The organism is Niabella ginsenosidivorans (assembly GCF_001654455.1).
Lineage (GTDB): Bacteria > Bacteroidota > Bacteroidia > Chitinophagales > Chitinophagaceae > Niabella > Niabella ginsenosidivorans.
Genome location: NZ_CP015772.1, coordinates 4,800,055 through 4,819,407, shown reverse-complemented (window position 1 = coordinate 4,819,407; position 19,353 = coordinate 4,800,055). Strand labels below are relative to the sequence as shown.

Annotated in this window: 16 protein-coding genes; 10 read left to right on the top strand and 6 right to left on the bottom strand. The window is 46.2% G+C overall.

Annotation, left to right across the window (positions count from 1 at the left end):
* Positions 1-237: 237 nt before the first annotated feature.
* The 6 genes from A8C56_RS20445 to A8C56_RS20415 all read left to right on the top strand — a co-directional run bounded on the left by A8C56_RS20445 (position 238) and on the right by A8C56_RS20415 (position 6,426).
* The gene (locus A8C56_RS20445) at positions 238-1,548 is read left to right on the top strand and encodes a gluconate:H+ symporter (protein WP_067760230.1); all 1,311 of its coding nucleotides are present in this window, start codon (positions 238-240) and stop codon (positions 1,546-1,548) included.
* A 2-nt stretch (positions 1,549-1,550) separates the two neighbouring features.
* Positions 1,551-2,018 (top strand): RidA family protein, encoded by a 468-nt coding sequence (locus tag A8C56_RS20440; protein WP_067760228.1) that lies wholly within the window; start codon positions 1,551-1,553, stop codon positions 2,016-2,018.
* A gap of 2 nt (positions 2,019-2,020) precedes the next feature.
* Positions 2,021-3,127 (top strand): D-TA family PLP-dependent enzyme, encoded by a 1,107-nt coding sequence (locus A8C56_RS20435; protein WP_067760227.1) that lies wholly within the window; start codon positions 2,021-2,023, stop codon positions 3,125-3,127.
* The gene (locus tag A8C56_RS20430; protein ID WP_245645617.1) at positions 3,124-4,209 is read left to right on the top strand and encodes a dipeptidase; all 1,086 of its coding nucleotides are present in this window, start codon (positions 3,124-3,126) and stop codon (positions 4,207-4,209) included. The genes A8C56_RS20435 and A8C56_RS20430 overlap by 4 nt, the downstream gene beginning before the upstream one ends.
* A gap of 206 nt (positions 4,210-4,415) precedes the next feature.
* On the top strand, positions 4,416-5,636 hold the full coding sequence (locus tag A8C56_RS20420; RefSeq protein WP_067760225.1) for a hypothetical protein: 1,221 nt from the start codon (positions 4,416-4,418) through the stop codon (positions 5,634-5,636).
* 517 nt (positions 5,637-6,153) lie between these two features.
* The gene (locus tag A8C56_RS20415) at positions 6,154-6,426 is read left to right on the top strand and encodes a CBU_0592 family membrane protein (protein ID WP_084490309.1); all 273 of its coding nucleotides are present in this window, start codon (positions 6,154-6,156) and stop codon (positions 6,424-6,426) included.
* Here the strand turns inward: A8C56_RS20415 and A8C56_RS20410 are convergent.
* Complete coding sequence (locus A8C56_RS20410) at positions 6,402-6,995, bottom strand: TetR family transcriptional regulator (protein WP_067760221.1); 594 nt, start codon at positions 6,993-6,995, stop codon at positions 6,402-6,404. The genes A8C56_RS20415 and A8C56_RS20410 overlap by 25 nt on opposite strands.
* A gap of 427 nt (positions 6,996-7,422) precedes the next feature.
* On the opposite strand from A8C56_RS20410, the gene A8C56_RS20405 reads away from it, so the two are divergent.
* The 3 genes from A8C56_RS20405 (at position 7,423) to A8C56_RS20395 (ending at position 13,482) form a co-directional block, all read left to right on the top strand.
* Positions 7,423-10,656 carry a SusC/RagA family TonB-linked outer membrane protein gene (locus tag A8C56_RS20405; protein WP_067760219.1) on the top strand — a complete coding sequence of 1,078 codons (3,234 nt, stop codon included), beginning with the start codon at positions 7,423-7,425 and terminating at the stop codon, positions 10,654-10,656.
* Positions 10,657-10,727: 71 nt separating this feature from the next.
* Positions 10,728-12,515: a RagB/SusD family nutrient uptake outer membrane protein gene (locus A8C56_RS20400; RefSeq protein ID WP_067762344.1), complete on the top strand. Its 1,788-nt coding sequence runs from the start codon at positions 10,728-10,730 to the stop codon at positions 12,513-12,515.
* Between the two features lie 67 nt (positions 12,516-12,582).
* On the top strand, positions 12,583-13,482 hold the full coding sequence (locus A8C56_RS20395) for a metallophosphoesterase family protein (protein WP_067760217.1): 900 nt from the start codon (positions 12,583-12,585) through the stop codon (positions 13,480-13,482).
* Positions 13,483-14,087: 605 nt separating this feature from the next.
* On the opposite strand, the gene A8C56_RS20390 is transcribed toward A8C56_RS20395, so the two are convergent.
* From A8C56_RS20390 to A8C56_RS20375, 4 genes are all read right to left on the bottom strand, one after another.
* Complete coding sequence (locus tag A8C56_RS20390) at positions 14,088-14,534, bottom strand: GNAT family N-acetyltransferase (RefSeq protein ID WP_067760214.1); 447 nt, start codon at positions 14,532-14,534, stop codon at positions 14,088-14,090.
* Between the two features lie 75 nt (positions 14,535-14,609).
* A complete protein-coding gene (locus A8C56_RS20385; RefSeq protein ID WP_067760212.1) occupies positions 14,610-15,371 on the bottom strand; it encodes a sugar isomerase domain-containing protein in 762 nt (253 codons plus the stop codon).
* A gap of 3 nt (positions 15,372-15,374) precedes the next feature.
* Complete coding sequence (locus A8C56_RS20380) at positions 15,375-16,523, bottom strand: MFS transporter (RefSeq protein ID WP_067760210.1); 1,149 nt, start codon at positions 16,521-16,523, stop codon at positions 15,375-15,377.
* Positions 16,513-17,478 carry an ROK family protein gene (locus A8C56_RS20375; protein WP_067760208.1) on the bottom strand — a complete coding sequence of 322 codons (966 nt, stop codon included), beginning with the start codon at positions 17,476-17,478 and terminating at the stop codon, positions 16,513-16,515. The genes A8C56_RS20380 and A8C56_RS20375 overlap by 11 nt, the downstream gene beginning before the upstream one ends.
* Positions 17,479-17,820: 342 nt before the next feature.
* Between A8C56_RS20375 and A8C56_RS20370 the strand changes: the two genes are divergently transcribed.
* Positions 17,821-18,585 (top strand): DeoR/GlpR family DNA-binding transcription regulator, encoded by a 765-nt coding sequence (locus A8C56_RS20370; RefSeq protein WP_245645616.1) that lies wholly within the window; start codon positions 17,821-17,823, stop codon positions 18,583-18,585.
* On the opposite strand, the gene A8C56_RS20365 is transcribed toward A8C56_RS20370, so the two are convergent.
* Positions 18,580-19,347 (bottom strand): cellulase, encoded by a 768-nt coding sequence (locus A8C56_RS20365; protein ID WP_067760206.1) that lies wholly within the window; start codon positions 19,345-19,347, stop codon positions 18,580-18,582. The two genes, A8C56_RS20370 and A8C56_RS20365, sit on opposite strands and share 6 nt — an antisense overlap.
* Positions 19,348-19,353 lie beyond the last annotated feature (6 nt).

Genomic DNA, 19,353 nt, shown 5'->3' with positions numbered 1-19,353 from the left:
CTGCCTTACATAAAGGACGCTATGATCAATACCTGTTTATAGGGTATCCTTCAGCTAAAAATATTTATCCTGTAACCTGTACTGATACCAAAGGAAGTGTATTACAGATAAGGCAAAACATTGCGGCCAGCCCTCTTTGCGGCTTCGCAAGAAGCCTTCCGTATAACAATTCTAAATATTCTCAGGATTTGCCCTTAAATTTAAGCCCCGAATCTGTTCACTCTCTAATGCTTGTACATGGATTTAATTATTGTTCTGGGTGCGATCCTGTTGCTGGTAGTGCTGATTGGCGTTTTTAAGATCAATGCTTTTCTTTCTTTCCTGTTTGTATCCGTTACAGCAGGGCTTTGCCTGGGGGTGCCGCTGGACAAGATCACTCAATCTGTGGAAAAAGGAATTGGAGATATATTGGGCAGTAATGTGGTGATCATTATTGCCGGGGCAATGTTGGGAAAACTGATTGCAGATACGGGCGCTGCACAACAGGTGGCCACCTCCATTGTCAGTAAAACAGGCATAAAAAAAGTGCATTGGGGCGTGGCATTGGTAGGGTTTATCGTGGGCATTCCGTTGTTTTATAATACCGGTTTTGTGCTGCTGGTGCCCCTTATCTTTTCAATGGTATATCAATACCGGCTGCCGGCAGTAGCCACCGGCATTTCCATGCTGGCAGCGCTTTCCGTGGCACATGGGTTTTTACCGCCGCATCCTTCTCCGGCGGCGCTGGTCTCCCAGTTTCATGCAGATCTTGGTAAAACATTATTATATGGAATTGTAGTGGCTGTTCCGGCGATTGTTCTTGCAGGCCCCGTTTTTTCCAGGGCCTTATTAAAAATACCAGCTGCGCCACTGGAGGCATTCCGGCCACAGGCAATCGCAAAAGAAAACCTGCCCGGCACATTCAGCAGTTTTTTTGTAGCGCTTTTACCGGTAGGGCTTTTTGCCCTGATGACATTGCTGCCCTTTGTTTTGCATGACAAATACGCTTCACTGATTTCGTTTTTAGCACAGCCTTCCATTGTAATGTTGGCTGCCCTGATTGCCGGCACATGGATACTGGGGCTAAAAAAGGGGCGTAATATGCAGCGGGTGATGTTGATGTACAGCGATGCGGTAAAAGAAGTAGCCATGATCCTGTTAATTATTGGTGGTGCCGGAGGGCTGAAACAGGTGTTAACAGACAGTGGTGTAAGTGATCAGATCGCAGGGTTGTTGCAGCAAACCGATTTATCTCCCTTATTTTTGGGCTGGCTGTCTGCTGCAATTATCCGCGCCGCTGTAGGGTCCGCCACCGTAGCGGGCTTTACCGCCGCCGGTATTATTGCGCCTTTAATAGGGCAAACACATACCGATCCGAACCTGATGGTATTGTCTATTGGCGCAGGAAGCCTGATGTTCTCTCATGTAAATGATGGCGGTTTCTGGATGTTTAAAGAATATTTTAATGTAAGTATAAAGGACACTTTACGATCATGGTCAATAATGGAAATTATTGTATCTGTGGTTGGCTTGATCGGGGTCTTGATTTTAAATAATTTTATTCATTAGTTATGGAACAAAACGCAGAACAGAAATTTATGGAACTGGGGCTTACACTGCCTCCTGCACCTCCACCCCTGGGGGTTTACAAGCCCTGCCTGGTCATTGGCAATTTATTATATGTATCCGGGCATGGGCCCGTACAGGATGATAAAAGCTTAATTACCGGACGGATCGGCAAAGAACTGGATATAGAGCAGGGAAAACAGGCGGCACAACAGGTAGGTCTTACGATCCTTTCAACCATTCAGACAAACCTGGGAAGCCTGAACAGGATAAAAAGAGTGGTAAAGGTATTGGGAATGGTGAACTGCGTTCCGGAATTTGAAAAACACCCTTATGTGATCAACGGATGTAGCCAGCTCTTTGCGAAAGTATGGGGTGAAGAAAACGGTATCGGCGTAAGGAGCGCTGTGGGCTTCGGTTCGCTGCCCGATAATATTCCGGTTGAAATAGAAGCTGTGTTTGAATTGCAATAAATATGAGTGAGTGGTACCGGATTAATAATATCAACGAGGTAGATACACCGGCGTTGGTGGTATATCCTCAACGGGTAAAGGCAAATATTGCGCTTGCCCTTTCAATGGTGGGGAATGCAGACCGGCTGCGGCCGCACGTAAAAACGCACAAAACAAAGGAAATAACCCGGTTAATGCTGGAGGCAGGTATTACAAGGTTCAAATGCGCCACCATTGCAGAAGCAGAAATGCTGGCAATGGTCAATGCCCCGGATGTGTTACTGGCTTATCAGCCCGTTGGCCCAAAGATCAGCCGGTTGCTGGAGCTGATCAGCAAATATCCGCAAACCCGTTTTTCATGCCTGGTGGATAATACGGAAGCAGCCGTGAAGATCGATGAAGCGGCACAGGGTGCATCCGCTGTTATTAAAGTGTATATTGACATAAACGTGGGAATGAACCGGACGGGCATTCTTCCGGAAAAAGTGTTTGTTCTTTTTAAAGAGATTTGTGCATTGAAGAATATCCGCTTTATAGGTTTGCATGCCTACGATGGGCATATTACGGATCCTGATTATGAGATACGGAAACAGCAGAGCGATGCTGTTTTTGACCAGGTAACAAAAATAAAAGATGCAATAATGAATGCAGGATCTGTAAAGCCTGCTCTGATCATTGGTGGATCGCCCACCTTCTCTGTTCATGCCAGAAGAGCAGACGTGGAATGCAGCCCGGGTACTTTTGTTTACTGGGACTATGGCTATGCCACCCGGTATAAGGAACATTTGTTTCAGCCCGCAGCACTGGTGGTTACCCGGGTCATTTCCCTGCCGGAAGCAGGTATCGTTTGTACAGATCTGGGGCATAAATCCGTTGCCGCGGAAAACCCGTTAAATGACCGGGTGCATTTTCTCAATGCTCCGGATGTTTTGTTTGAAGGGCAGAGCGAGGAGCATTTAAAATTAAGAGCAGATAAAGAGCATCTCTTTAAAATCGGGGAGGCGCTTTATGGCATGCCTGTGCATATCTGTCCTACCTGTGCGTTATATGAAAGAGCTATTGTTGTGGAAAACGGGATCGCAGCAGGTGAATGGGAAAATACGGCGCGCGACAGAAAAATAACGGTATGATGTTTACAATAGACGCCCATCTGGATCTGAGCATGAATGCGCTGGAATGGAACCGCGATCTGCGGCTGCCGGTAGCGCAGATAAACCAGCGTGAAAACGGGTTGACAGATAAGCCGGACAGGGCAAAGGCAACCGTAGCATTACCCGAGCTGAGAAAAGGGAATATCGGGCTGGTGGTCGCCACCCAGATAGCGCGTTATGTGGCGCCGGGAAATCCTTTGCCAGGCTGGCATTCGCAACAGCAGGCCTGGGCACAAACACAGGGCCAGCTGGCGTGGTATAATGCCATGGAAGAAGAGGGAGAAATGGTGCAGATAGCAGATCTGGATGCTCTGGAGCAACATGTGCGTCTTTGGATGGGCAATACAGCAGCTGATAAAAAACCAGTGGGGTATATTTTAAGCCTTGAAGGAGCGGACTCTATCGTTGGTTTACAACATCTCGAAAAAGCTTACCAATACGGACTAAGGGCGGTGGGCCCGGCGCACTACGGCCCGGGCGTTTATGCGCAGGGCACGGATGCTGCCGGCTTTATGGGAGTAAAAGGCCATGCTTTATTAAAAGAAATGGAGCGGCTGAATATCATCCTGGATGCAACGCATTTGTGTGACGACAGTTTCTGGGAAGCACTGGAACATTTTAACGGCCCGGTATGGGCCAGCCATAACAATGTGCGCGCACTGGTGCATCATAACCGCCAGTACAGCGATGACCAGCTAAAAGCGCTGATAGAACGTGGTGCGGTGATTGGCGGCGCTCTGGATGCCTGGATGATGGTTCCAGGTTGGGTAAGAGGACAATCGGAACCCCGGGCAATGAATTGCAACCTTGAGGTTGTGGTTGATCACCTGGATCATATTTGCCAGCTGGCAGGAAATGCGGATCATATCGGCATGGGGTCAGACCTGGACGGCGCCTTTGGAAAAGAGCAATGCCCGTATGACCTGGAAACCATTGCCGATCTGCAAAAGCTTCCGGCCTTGTTTAAAAAACGGGGATATGCTGATGCCGATATTGAAAAGATCATGCATGGCAACTGGTTGCGGTTTTTGCGGAATGCCTGGCATCATCCGGGGAAATAGAAATTGCCGGATAAGGGTCGCTTAAATCTTTTTTTTGCTGCCACCGGGTCTTTTGCATTGCTGACAAACCCTGCGTAGAGCGGATCCACCTATTGTTCCGTCTCCGGAACCTCAACAGGACCAGCCTGGGGAAGTAAAACCCCTGCATCAATGCTTTGCCTTTAAACCTTTTTCCGAAATTGCTATCAAAGGCTAAAAACAGGGTTGTGAAAAATCTGATATCCATCTCCCTTTTTTACCTGTTAATTACATCCTGTAAAAAGGAAGCTGGTGCCGGCGTTGCACCTTCAGCAGATAGTTTTACGGTTACCATACACAACGGTTACGGAAGCGGCAGGTATAGGACAGGGGATACAGTGCACCTGTTTGCCAGGGCCTATACAGGAGACCAGGTTTTCGGTATCTGGAGCGGGGATAGCTCCCTGCTGAATGATGCAGGCGAATGGCACACATGGTTTATTATGCCGGGGAAGAATGTAACCCTGACCGGCACCGTAAGAACCGGTGATCCTTTTACTTTGCGGTATGAGCAGATTATGGGAAAGGATCGGTTAAAACCGGTATATTATTGCTTTCCCGGGGAACACAAGGGCATTGTTTACCTGTTGCATGGTACTGGTGGAAGCGCTGCAAACATTGCAAATGATTATGAATGGCAGCAACTGATAAAAGAGCTGGTCAATAATCATTTTGCAGTGCTTATTACGGAAGCCGAAGAAGCTACTACCGGCGTAGATGAGAACGGAGATGGTAAAATACGGTGGGCCCTGTTGCCATATGATAGTATGTCGAATGTAGATAATGCCAACATTCGCATTATAACCAACAATCTTTACACCCGGGGCATCGCCAATCGTTCGGTGCCAAGATATGCTGTTGGCATGAGCGACGGCGGTTTTTTCTCGGCGGCGTTATCCTTCCTGTACCATTTTAAAGCAGAAGTGCAGTATTGTTCACAGGGCAGCACCAATGTGTTGCAAAACACCACGGTTCCCGTTCAGTTTTGTATGGCAGGGTCCGACAGTAATCCGGAGGTTGGGGCTGCCGGAAATGCTGCAGCGTTTTCTTTTTCAAATTCATTGAATGCAAGAGGTGTATGCAGTAAGTACCTGGTTAATGAACGAAGTCCGGTTTATCCGGAACGTTTTTCAAGAAGTGGCCAGCTTTCCGATAAACAGTCAGCTGCTGTATTTACAGAATTGAAGGCCAATGGGTTTATTGATAATAAAAACTATTTCAGTACATCTGCTGACGCGTTAACAGCAGCTTTACAAAGCGACCCGGCTGCATTCCCTGTACTGAAAAGCCTGTCGCTGAATCAAAAGCTTGCCGTATTGGAGCAAATTCATATTGCTGTAGCCGATCATCATATCTATAGTGATTATGACCGGGCAACCATCAGATTTTTGACAGGCCAATGCCAATAGGTAATTCAGCCTGTTTTCCGCTGGTGTTTTTCACCGGCCGCCCTTTCTCTGGTTGATCCGGACATCTTTTGTTATTGGTGAAAATTGACTTCTTATACGCAAGTGAAATTTATTATAGATCTGAACAAAGCATTGCGGCTAAGTAGCCAGAGCATTAAAAGGTTTCCGAAAGCAGATGGATTTTAGGATAGGGTATTCCCGGCATCCCGGAAGAACCAAAAGAAAGGGCTGGTGCCATTCAATGCTCCCTGAACAGCGCTGACAACCAGTCCATCTGCGCTTCCGTCATTGGCAGAAGCCTGCGTTCCGAAGGTTCGGAACAGCGGGACATAACATGCAAGTGAAATTCATTACAGACCAACAAAAAAAAGCGTTGCGTTTTCGGAAACCCTTTCGGTCTGATTAAAATTCCACATCCATATTATAGCTGTTATGCCGGCAACAGTTCAAAAGAAAGGTTACCGGTACGGGATGGCTTTAGTAGTTAATCCATTACTTTTAGGAAAAAATTTACATTATGTTATTGAATAGCATTGGCTGGATCGGGCTGGGGAGCTGTACACTGGCCTACCTGTTATTGAATTTAAAATACATCCGCTTTGACGGGTGGCTGTTCCAGGCATTAAATCTTTTGGGCGGTGCCGGTCTGGCAATAAAAGCGCTGGATTTTGATGATACGCCCAACTTTCTGGCCAACTGCCTGTGGCTGGTCATTGCCTGTTTTGGTATGATCAAATATTTCAGGAACAGACCTAGAAACAATGATCAGGAAATTCCCAGCAATGCATAGGCTCCGGCCTTATGCCGGGCTACGATCTGCTCATACTCCTTTTTGTCGGTGATCACGCTTAAATAAAAATAGGAGCCATCCACCAAAACAAAAAGCCTGTCGGCAATCTCATCAACATTCTTTACGGATAAGATCTTTTCCCTGTTGCAGGCCGCAATAAAAGCAGCCAGCCTGCTGCGAAGGGTATGCGCAATATTGAGATACATCTGCTGCACCCTTTTATCCCTGAAGGTAAGCGCATAACAGCTGTAAAAAAGTCCGTCATCAAAAAGCCGGTTCCATTTTTTTGAGAACAGGTTGTCGATCATTTTCCTTAAATCTGAAACTTTCGGGTTTTCCGTATTTTCTACTTCATAAATGAGAAGGTATTTGTCAAGAATATAGGTAATCAGGGCATATACCAGTTCCTGTTTGTTTTTGAAATAATGAACAATAAGGCTGGGGTTAATGTCCATAACCTCAGCGATCTTGGCAATGGAGGTTTCTTCCAGTCCCTCTTTCTTGGCTACCTTATAAAAGGCCTTTACGATTTCTTTTTGCCTTGGCTCCCGCAAACTTTTTCTGCCCATTTTTTCTTTTGGTTTAGTTCATGACGAATTCAGGGCTGAAAAATACTGAATCTGCCCAAGAAAATGATACAGAACATTTTTGAAGGCCAGTACAGTATCTCCCGCGCAGTACACCGAACCTTCCGCGCTGGCAATTGACATTTAAAACAGTACAGCCCGGTTGCACAGGGGTACGAATATAATTTTTTTACCCGTATTTTTAATTGAATGAACGTTCAATCAAAATAATTAATAATTTCATAAGGTAAAAGTGTTAATTATTTAAAGAGGGAAAGAAGACGAATGCTGCCGGAATAATGAATTTTGTGTTTTAGAAACAAGGACATAAACGGAAGGAGACTGACTGTACCCATTCAATCAGTGAATGCAAAACAACCAGACTGTTCTTTCAAAATTTTACAATAATCAATAATCAAAAATTTAAACGATGCAAAAACTGGCTTTTACACTTTTTTGTTTTGCGCTTTGTATTTGTGCAGGGGCGCAGGATCTGAAGATCAGTGGTGTAGTGCGGTCTGCTAAGGATAGCAGCCTGTTGCAGGGAGTTTCTGTTACCTTAAAGGGTGCTGCAAGGGGAACGGTTACAGATGCTTCGGGGGCTTACGCTATTGTTTCCCCAAGGGACGCGATACTGGAATTTTCCTCGGTGGGCTATACCGGACAGGAACTTCCGTTGAACGGGAATACCGTGCTTGATGTTTATCTGGAACCGGGCGGCAGCAGTGATCAGCTGCAGGAGATTGTTGTAAATGTAGGATATGGTACCCGGAAAAGAATAGAAGTAACAGGTGCGGTTGACCAGATTTCGGGCGCCAAGATTGCCGAAAGGCCGGTAGCTAATATTATGCAGGGCCTGCAGGGCTTAAGCGCCGGGTTAAATATTTCTTATTCAGGAGGTGCCCCGGGAAGCACTCCCAACATAAATATCCGGGGCATGGGCTCCATCAATGGTGGCGGAGGTTCCCCGCTGATATTGATTGACGGCGTTGCATCGCAAACAGACGACCTGCTGCGCCTGAACCCTTCAGATGTAGAATCGATCACCACTTTACGGGATGGCGCTTCCGCTGCTATATATGGTGCCCGCTCTGCATTTGGTGTGATCATGATTGTAACAAAAAAAGGAAAATCAGGCGGAAGGCAAACCATTTCCTATAATGACTATTTTGCTTTATCCAGGAGAACAGTAATGCCGGATCCCATTACGGATCCTTATATCTATAAAAAAGTAATGAAGATCGCTACCCAGAATACTCCCTGGGATTATGCCAGCTTTACTCCCTGGGAACAAACCTGGGCCAAACAACGCTCCGATGACCCTTCTTCAGCGCCGGAGGTAATGGTCAACCCGGACGATCCTGCAAAATGGGCCTATATGGGCAATTATAACTTCAACAATTATTTTTTCAGCAACACCAACTTCTCTCAGTATCATACGCTTTCATTTAGCGGATCGTCGGCAGGAAAAAGGCCCGTCAATTATCTGTTATCTGCCGATTATACCAAAGAAAACGGGCTGATCAAGATCACAAAGAATGACTGGAGCCGGTATGGGCTCAGATCCAATCTTGGTATTAACCCCTTATCCTGGCTGCGGGTTGAAGATAATCTGAGCGTTTATGAACTCATAAAAGATATGCCCTCTTATAATGTAACAGATGTTTATTATACACAGCCGGTTAATGTACCTAAGAACCCCGATGGCTCCTGGGGAAATAATACTGCGGGCATTTTAGCCGGTGAGCTGGTGGACGGAGGAAGAAATAAAGAAACCCGTTTTGGATTTACCAATATTCTGAGAGGAACGGCTACCCTTTTAAACGGAGATCTTACCATTACCGGAACGGCAAGTAATAAAAGAGAGCTCTGGAGTGGCTATTATTCTTACCTGCCCATCCAGGTGGGCTATGGGCCTGATGATGTGCGCGAAGTGAACGCACCCGGCTCCATTACAAATGTAAATGGCATGGTAAGGCAGGATATCTATGATTTGTTTGCAAACTATAATAAAACGCTGGGGGAGCATGGGATCAAACTTACCGCAGGATATAACCAGGAGTATTATCAATGGAACCCGCTGTCTGTAGACCGGAACCAATTGATCTCTACCAGCCTTCCGTACATCGGGCTTACACTGGGAACCGATCCCTCCATTACCCAAACCGGTTTTGGAGATGATTATTATGACTATGCCATCAGGAGTTATTTTGGCAGGGCGGACTATTCGTTTAAAGATAAATACATTGCCACCTTTACAGCCCGCAGAGATGGTTCTTCCCGTTTTCCTCCCAACGACCGGTGGGCATTTACACCAGGTGTTTCTGGCGCATGGGTCATTAATAAGGAACGGTTCTGGGAAGCATTGGATCCTGCCATTTCCACTTTTAAGCTCAGGGCTTCTTATGCAAAACAGGGCAACCAGTCTGTAGCCTATTACGGATATATCCAGGGGCTGGGTTTAGGCACTTCCGGCTATCTCATCAATGGCGCAGGCCGGCAACCGGTTACTTCAGTGCCCGGCCTGGATGTTGACCCCAATAACTATACCTGGGAAAGCGTGGCTTCCTCCAACTTCGGAACCGATATCGGCCTGCTTAAAAACCACCTGAACATCACTTTCGATTATTATGTAAGGAACACCACCGGCATGCTGGTGGCATCAAAAGTGCTCCCCGGTGTGCTGGGAACAACGGCTCCGAAACAAAATGCAGCAGACATGTCTACAAAAGGCTGGGAGCTTACAGCAGCATACAATACGGTCTTTGATGTGGCGCATAAGCCTTTTGCACTCACCGTAAAAGCGCAGCTATGGGATGATAAAAGCAAAATTACCAGATATGATAACCCATTGGGCCTGTTCTCTGCCTCGTACAGACAGGGACAAACGATCGGAGAAATATGGGGGCTGGTAAACGACGGCTATTTTAAAGATGCAGATGATATAGCAGGGCTGGATGAAAGCGCCATTATACCCTGGGGCGCGCTGAATATTGTGCCCGGCTGGCCAAAATATATTGATCAGGACGGCGATCATAAGATTACCGTGGGCACCAGTGATAAAAATCCTGCGGACCTGCGCATTATTGGAAATTCAAGCCCGAGGTACCGTTATTCCTTTAACGTAGACCTGGCGTGGAATAATATTGACCTTTCCCTTTTTATACAGGGTGTGGCAAAAATGGATTATTACCCGCATCATTATCTTTTTTGGGGCCCGTACCAGCAGCCCTATGCCAATATCTATCCCTGGAACCTGGACTTTTACAGGGCAACAGCGGCTACGGATGATGAAAAGGCCGCATACTCCCAGTCCTACATCGCCGCCGGGTTGGCAAATGCGAACCTTAACTCCTATTACCCGGTTCTGCAATCCTGGCTGGCAGATAATAACTATGGGTCCGGCCTGGATATACCCCAGACCAAATACCTGCTGAACGCCGCCTATTTGAGAATTAAAAATCTTACGTTTGGCTATACCCTGCCCGGCGCTCTTACACAAAGAATAAAAGTAAGCCGGTTAAGGATCTTCTTTACAGGAGAGAACCTGTTTGAATTTTCCCAGATCAAAAAATATGTAGACCCTGAATCTATTATTGATGGTTATGGCTGGGCTTATCCTTACCAGAGAAAGTATTCAGTAGGCATTAACCTTGATCTTTAATAGCCCCGCTGTCTTATAAAAGCATTTAAATGAAATCTTCCATGTGGCCAAAATCAATAAAAAATATGCACATGAAAAAGTATTATATAGCAATCCTTATTACGCTTGCCGGCATGAGCTCCTGCAAAAAAAGTTTTCTGGACCGGTATCCGCAAACGTCCATCTCACCCCAGCTTTATTTTAATACGGAAAGCGATCTGTCGTTATACATTAACGGCCTGCTGGACCACCCCGGAACCTCCCTGTATGTAAACGGGAATGAACAGGCTACGGACGACTATGCCACCACCGGCAATGTGACCGTTAAAAATCTCCTGAGTGGGAATATAAGCCCCCAGAACGTACCCAACAACTGGAACTGGGGCAGGTTAAGAAGTATTAATTATTTTTTAGACAACTATTCCAAAGCTGCCGTTTCAGAGGATATAAAAAACCATTATGCCGGTCTGGCCCGGTATTACAGGGCAAAATTTTACCTGGACAAAGTAAAGTTTTTTTCTGATGTGCCCTGGTACAGCCATACAATTGATCCTACAGATTCATTATCCTTATACAAAGCCAGCGATCCCAGAACGCTGGTGGTGGACAGCATATTTGCTGATCTGGATTTTGCGGCCGGTAATGTTAAGGAAAAGGTTCCTGCAGGAACCCCCGGGCTTTGGGCCGTAAAAGCGATGTATGCCCGGATGGCCTTATTTGAAGGAACATACCGGAAGTATCATCCTGAGCTGAACCTGCAAGGCACTGCAGCCCGTTTTTTGCAGCTGGCAAAACAACAGGCGGGTGATATCATTGCATCCGGTCAGTTTGCTTTAACGCCCAATTATGCAGACCTGTTTAACAGCCAGGACTTGAGTCAGAATAAAGAGGTGATTTTAAATACTGCGTATGATGTGGCTAAGGAAATAGCAAGCTCCGGAAACGCAAATATACTGGACTATGAGCAATCTCCTTCCCGTGATCTGGTGCAAACCTATCTGATGAAGGACGGCACAAGGTTTACTGATGCTGCCAATTATCAGCAGAAACAATTTGTGGAGGAATTTAAAAACCGGGATCCGAGGATCTATGCTACGCTCATGTACCCCGGCTTTATTCTGCTGCCGGCCACAACGCCGTATATACAAAAGCTGAACAACAATTTTACGGGATATCATCAGTTGAAAGGATATCAGAACAGCAGTACGGATGCAACCGTTATTAACAGTACAGATGTTCCGGCAATAAGGTATGCAGAAGTGCTGTTGGTATATGCCGAGGCCAGCGCTGAACTGGGTGCAGTAACGCAGGACGACATTGATAAAACAATCGGGCTGCTACGGGCCCGTGCTGGTATGCCCCCCTTGCTCATAACCAGTGCCAATGCAAATCCCGATCCGGTCCTGGCCGCCAAATATCCTGATGTAGGCGGAGCGAATAAAGGACTGATTCTTGAGATACGGCGTGAAAAGCGCGTTGAATTTGCATTGGAGGGACAACGGTACAATGACCTGATGCGCTGGCATGCCGGAACAACAGGGTTTGCGCCTTATGCGCAGGGGCTTTATTTCCCTGGCCTGGGACAGTATGACCTTACAGGAGATGGTATTCCGGATATCATCCTGATCAGCAAAACGGCCTCAATACCGGATGAGAAAAACAAGATAAAAAATGCATTAGGCGTAACACTGATCTACTATAAAGTGGGTGTTTTCGGAGACCAGAACGTTACGGTTTTTCTTCAGAACGGAGAAGCCGGCGGACCTATTGTTACAGGGGTTACTCCCCGGGCCTTTATAGAGCCGAAGTATTATTATTTGCCCATTCCTGTTCTGGAAACAACACAAAACGGACAGTTAAAACAACCGTTTGGATGGTAGTTGTCTTTTTGAACAGTGCAGGTGCCCAATCGTCAGAAACCATATATAATGATTTTAACAGGAAGTAATGAACAGGAAAAATTTTATTAAAGGATCTGCTCTGGGCCTGGCAGGTATTGCCCTGCCAGGTTCGGGGTATTTTGAAAAAGAGCGTATCTCAAAAAAAGATTTTATAACGGTAGCACATATTACAGATGTGCATATCAGACCGGGTGACAATGCTCCCGCACGGTTTAAGGAATGCTTAAAAATGATCATCAGGAAACATCAGCCCGATTTCTTTTTAAACACCGGTGATTCTATACAGGATGCTTCGTATGATGATGTTGTCAGAGAGCAGGTCGTGAGCCAATGGCAAATATGGGATAATTGTCTGGAGGTGATAAAACAGTATGAAATGTACTCCTGCATCGGCAATCATGACCCCTGGTGGAAGGCTCCGTCAAAAGAAGATGAAATGTTTGGAAAGGAATATGTTGTAAAAAGATTGAAAATGCCCGGCCGTTATTACGGTTTTTCCCGGCAGGGCTGGCATTTTATAGTGCTGGACGGTAATAATGCCAATGTTTCACTGGACGATGAACAGTTTAACTGGCTGCAAAAGGAACTGGAGCAGTTGCCGGACCATAAGCCTGTACTCATAATGTCTCATTACCCTATACTGGGCACTACACCGGTTCTGGTGGGAGGGGGACATAGCGACTTTAAAAAGCTGAAGGATCTGTTTTATAAACACAGGGATAAGGTAAAGGTTTGTTTAAGCGGGCACAATCATTTATCAGATACCACTTTGTATAATAATGTATATTATTGTTGCAACGGGGCCATGTCCGGGTTCTGGTGGGGCCGGGGTGATCAAGAATCTGCCGGTCCGGGCTATTATCTGGAAACGCCTCCCGGCTATGCGGTCCTGAAATTATTTACCGGCGGAAGAGTAGAAAACCAATATATTCCCCATGGATTCTAATTACCAAGAACCTGACTTGCAATGCTCTTTTCTGTTGAATTGATACACAATCTTATTTTTCTTCTGTACCTTTTTGCTTCCCAAAAGGTACCTCCCCCCAAAGGCCCCCGGAATGCCTGCCTGACCGGAGGGGCAGGGGTTACGGCACGCTTCCGGGAAAGAGCTGCTATCAGCTTCTGTGCATAGTGGCAGGTCCGCCAGCTGGCGGACACTCAGCCTTAGGATTTTTATGTTTAGGCCGAAGCAGTACTCCTGCTATTGGGGCAACTTCAATCCGGAATCTCCGAAAAGCGTCATGGCCCTATTGACTTTGCCAAGCAAATAAAAAACTCGGGATGGCGATTAAAGAATTTGCCCTCAATGAACTTAAACCCTGTTTTATTTGAGGCACAGTATTCCAATCAGCATAACAGCGCTTGTCAGGGCTCCTGTCCGACGAACAGCCTGGCAATTACCAGAAAGTAATGTCAGCCCGGGTACCGCCGGAATGGTCGTACGGGCTTGACGAAAGCTGATCCCTTGATTGTCTGTATTTCGTCAGAAGCTTCCGAAGTCTCAGGATGACCATCAGGGTACCTTTTAGTTACCTCCGATCAAATAACGGATTATTTTATAATATAGCTGAAATGCATTACATCTGTTTCAGCATGGCCGCCTGATTGCTTATAAAAGTTAAGCGCATGCCTGTCAGCACTATCCGCCTGAACAAAAACTTCAGAAGCCCCCATCCTTTTACCTTCTTCAAATAACCGGTGCATTAATAAAGTACCGATACCGCTTCTTTGCAGATTTTTCTTTACAGCGATGTCATATAAATAGATATCCGGTGAAGGCCTGTAAACAGAAGGTAAAACGTATGCTGTTAACCCTCCTGCCAGGGTTTTATCCTTTAAGGCGATTATAAAAAGCTGCATGGGGTTATGTAAAAGCCCGTTAAGATAGGTGTCATCGGGCATTGTAAAAACCGGTGTTTCGAATACTTCGGCATAAAGCCGGATCAATTGTTTTAAGGTATCTGTATCCTCCTTTAATCTTTTTATTTCTATATCCATATCCTATAAAATTTCCTTGTGTCGGCATTTGTATAACCTTTCGCTGTCCTTTTGATAAAACAATAAAGAACAGGGTTAAACACCGGTGATCCTTCTTTTATACTCATCCAAAGCGGCATCCAGCCGTATTTTAGCGTCTTGAGCTCCGGGGGCATTATGTGAAGGGTGAATAAACAATTGCACGCCCCTGTCGGCCAGGATCTCGGCAACGGTGGTCACCGTCATCCACACACAGGTTACAAAAGCCATAGTAGATACAGGACCTATTTTGTCAATATGGTTTTTTACAGGCACAGAAGCGTCTTCAATAGGCGCACAGGTATCTACTACAATGTCAGCGATGTCAAAAATCGTTTTCCTGCTGGAATGACGGGTCTGTTTTCCCTTTGCGGCAGCAGCGGAGCCAAATACCACTACCTGCATGCCACGCTTTTTGGATTCCAGCGCAATATCAATATTTACATTATTGATACCGGAGTGAGAGAACAGCCACATCGTATCCCGTTTGTCAAAATTATAGCCTTTCATAATTTCAACACCATAGCCTTCCACACGCTCTAAAAAAATGAACTGGTGCACCCCCATCTGCCCTGTTATGTTTGTAAAAAAGGTAAGGGGCAGCTCCACCATGGGATGAAACCCTACAAAGCCGCCAATGCGCGGGTACATTTCTTCAATAGGTAATGTTGCATGCCCGCAGCCAAACGTATGCACCCACCGGCCACACTCAATAGAATCGGCCATTACGGTTGCCGCCTTTTTTATAAAATCCATTTGTGTTTCTTCAATTTTTGTCATAATGGACCGCACATTATTCAACCATTGTGTTGCTAACATAACTTAAGATTTGAGTTGTTTAATTATAAAAAAATAAAGGAAGATCATAAAGGCGAGCTCTGTACAGGCAATAGTCGTTAAATGCCGGATACCGTAGTACTGGATAATGATGCCTGTAATGGAGTTGATAAGAATATTGCCGGTAAGGGCAATGGTCAGTGCAATACTGAACGCTGTGCCGGATGCAGCTGCATAGCGGCTTCCCAGATAGCCCAGCATAAAAGGAAACCCGCCTGCCAGTCCTGCTCCTGTAAGAATTAGGCCGGATGCAGCGGTAAAGAAGCTGTTGCCGAATGTAAGAAACAGAAGACCTGATGCAACCAACCCGAACAGAAGGGGGAACAGGTGTACTTTTTTGGCTGTTCTGAAAAAGCTGCCCAATAGTAAACGCATCACTGCCATGCCGGTTACAAAAAGGGATAAAGCAAACAGGCTTGTTTCTTTTTCAAATTTGAACCGGGAAGAAAGATAGGAGGTGGTCCAGTTATTGATAATGGCTTCAAAACTGCTTTGGAAAAAAAGAAAGAACGATATAAGCCATAAAAAAGATTCTTTTAGCAGAAAGCTGCTTTTGGTACCGGTTCCGTTGGGTTGTTGCTTAGGCTCTGGAAAAGTAAGCAGCGCATAACAGATACCTAATAAAAAACAGGTAATTCCTGCAACCGCGCAGATGACCGTATAATTAAAATGATGTTGTAAAAGGCCAAGGATAAAAGGCATGCCCAGCGCTCCTATACCAAAGAAAACGCCCAGCAGGCTCAGATTGGCTCCCTTATTGGTATGGCTGATATCCGCTACCAGTGCATTTGTAGCGCCATTGATAGCCCCGCCTCCGGCCCCGAAGAGGAACACGCAGCTGTTTAAAACAAGCAGCGTAGGCGCAAAAGCGATCCCTTCAAGCCCTATGGCCATACAGATGCAGGCAATGCTTAGTAGAAATTTATAACCGTACCTGTCGCAAACAGGGCCAAAAATCAGTGAACCGGCCAGTACGCCAAAAGGTAAGATTGAAAATAAAGCCCCGGCCTCAAGATCATTGAGCCCGTAGGTAACTTTTAAATCCGGTACAACGGAGCCCAGCGTTATCAGGCAAACGCCAAAAAAGAGCATGCCGGCACAGGCTGCGCTGAAAAGAAGTTGCTTATTGATCATGGTTGGGGTACGGAATGGCTTTTTGTAATACCAGTGATGCCGCTCCGTATAGCCCTGCGTCAGCACCAAGGCTGCCGGGTACGAATAACACAGATGGCATGCTGACCGGCTGTGCCCATTTTGCTGCTTCTTCCCGTATGTCAGGGATCAGCTTTTGGGCAGGCCCAAAAACACCTCCACCGAAAATGATCTTTTCCGGGTCAAAAAGACTTACAAGGTTGGCAGCCGCCATTCCCCAAAACTGCACACAGTGGCGGATCACGGCTGTTGCCAGCACATCCTTCTGTTCAAATGCTTCAAAAACATGCTGTGCTTTTAAACGTTCTGCATCAATGGCTCTCAACAGTCCGTTGTAATCGTTCATCGTATCCAGGAGCTCACGGGTATAACGGGCAATGCCTTCCCCGGAGGCGGAATGCTCGAAGCAGCCATATTGTTTAAAAGGAAGCTGAAAGGGTTGGGCTAAGGCCATCCAGCCAATGGCCCCGGCAATATCATGCTGGCCTCTTACAACAGCTCCTCCGGATAAGATACCGGCACCGATACCGGTGCCTACAGATAAATAAATGGCATTGTTGCATCCCTTTGCTGTTCCTTTCCAGGCTTCTCCCAGAATATAACAGGCGCGATCACTGTCAATGACAATGGGCATAGCCCCACAGGCTTCTGAAAGCCGCTTTCCAAGTGGGTAATTCTCCCAGCCCTTGATGTTCGGGCACCACACATTACCTGTTTTTGCATAATAAATGCCCGGCACGCAAATGCCGGCACCGGTAATGGCTGTTTCCGGAAACCTGTTCTTTAATGCTGTGATCCGGTCGGCGATCAGTGCTCCTGTTGCTTCGCCCTGCAAAAGCGTTAAAGGCACACGCTCTTTGTAAAGCAGGCTGCCTTCTTCAGTAAATAAAGCAACCGCTAATTTGGTGCCGCCTAAATCCAATCCGATTACTGCCATAAATGGAGTTATTTAAGAAGTGCGGTTTTAAGCCGATTTTATTTGTCTAATTTAATATATTCGCATAAAAACGCAAACAAAAAATAAAAAAATTTTTTCTGAAATTTTTTGCAGGGCATAGGCTGCTCTTCCAGATCCCTGAACAGGATCATTGCCGGGGCCTGCCGTTGTTTTTCCCTGAACGGGTAACTCCTGTTGTGTAATAATACTGCATAAACCTGCTGACAAAATTTTCACGCAGGTATGCGCTTCCTGTTGGGAGAATTAATTAGCTTTGAGCACGGTTGTTTACTATGCACCGGTTGCAGACAATCAAAACAAAAGCTTTTTTAAATGACAGATATGGAACAACCCAGCGGCGGTATGTTTAAAAATGAACGTCAGGCGTATATTTTAAGGCAGATCAACCTGCATAATAAAGTGCTGTCCTCTTCGCTGAGCGAGGAGCTGAATGTTTCTGAAGATACCATCCGCAGGGATCTTGCCGAACTGGCAGAAGCCGGTGACATTATAAAAGTGCATGGAGGGGCGCTTTCCAAGTCGTACCACTACCCGGTGCAGCAAACAAAGGTCTATGCGCAGGAAGAGAAAAAGATCATCGCAAAAAAAACGGTCGAATTAATAAAACCGGGCATGACGATCCTGATTGAGGCGGGCACTACGATGCTGGAGCTGGTGCGCCTGCTCCCGGAAAAGCTGGAAGCTACTTTCTTTACAGTAAGCCCTTTAATGGCACTGCACCTGGCAGAATATTCATTGCTGAAAGTGATCCTGATTGGTGGCCAGATGGATATGTCTTCCCAGATCACCCTTGGCGAAAAGCCTGTTTATGAGCTGAACCAGATAAAGGCAGACCTGTGCATTTTTGGAGTCAATGCTTTAAATGCCAAAACCGGTCTTACGGAAAGGGAATGGAACGTGGCCCAGGTAAAGAAGGCAATGATCGCGTGCTGCGACAGGCTGGCCGTGATCACTATTTCAGAAAAGCTGAACTCTACATTCAATATGAAGATCTGCAGCCCGCAGCAGATCGATTACCTGATCACCGAGTTAAAACCTTCCGATAAAAAGCTGATCCCCTATAAAAAGAATATGATCGTGTTATAAGTGATCTTTTGCCCAGAAAATGATGAGTTCATTTTCATCGGAGTTCCAGGCTTTTTTATAAAGATCACGTACTACATCCAGCCATTTTATTTTCCGGTTGCCGGCATCGCCTACAGCTTCTGTGCCCCCGTTAGCAATATAATCTTCGCGCCGGGTGCTTGCAATACGGGCATATTGCCCCGTTTGCGGTTTCAGGTCATCATTGGTTAACCGCAGGTAAAATGCCAGTTGCTCCGGTGTACAGGTCTTGTCTTTTGGGAACATCGTACTGTCTTTTACATACACCGTAACTCCATCCTTGAAAACATAAGGCTCCTGGAAGTCATTTGTATACTGATCTTCATAAACCACGCCTTTTACCGGAAACTGGGCATTGGATTGCCTGTTGATCCACGCAAGCAGGGAATCTGTATAGCGGCCGGCCACTGACCCTTTGGCGATCCAGCAGGCCGTGGCGATCCACAGCGCCAGCTTTTGAGGAGAAGGATTCAGCAAATAGACCATCCCTGTCTTGGGCTGACCGGTATACAGGTCATTGCCTGTTTTATATTGATACAGCTTTACCGGAAAACCCTCCCAGCCGGGTAAGGTATCCGTTGTTGCTATCAGCTTCTGCGCCATGTATGCCTTATCCAGAACAGCTTTGCAATGACTGACCAATACGGGAAAGCTGTCTTTAAGATAAGCCGCCGGCAGCTTTACCTGCCCGCTGGCGGCCATCATTAAAAAACCGGTTGCTATAAAAAGGAATATTTTTTTCATCCGTCT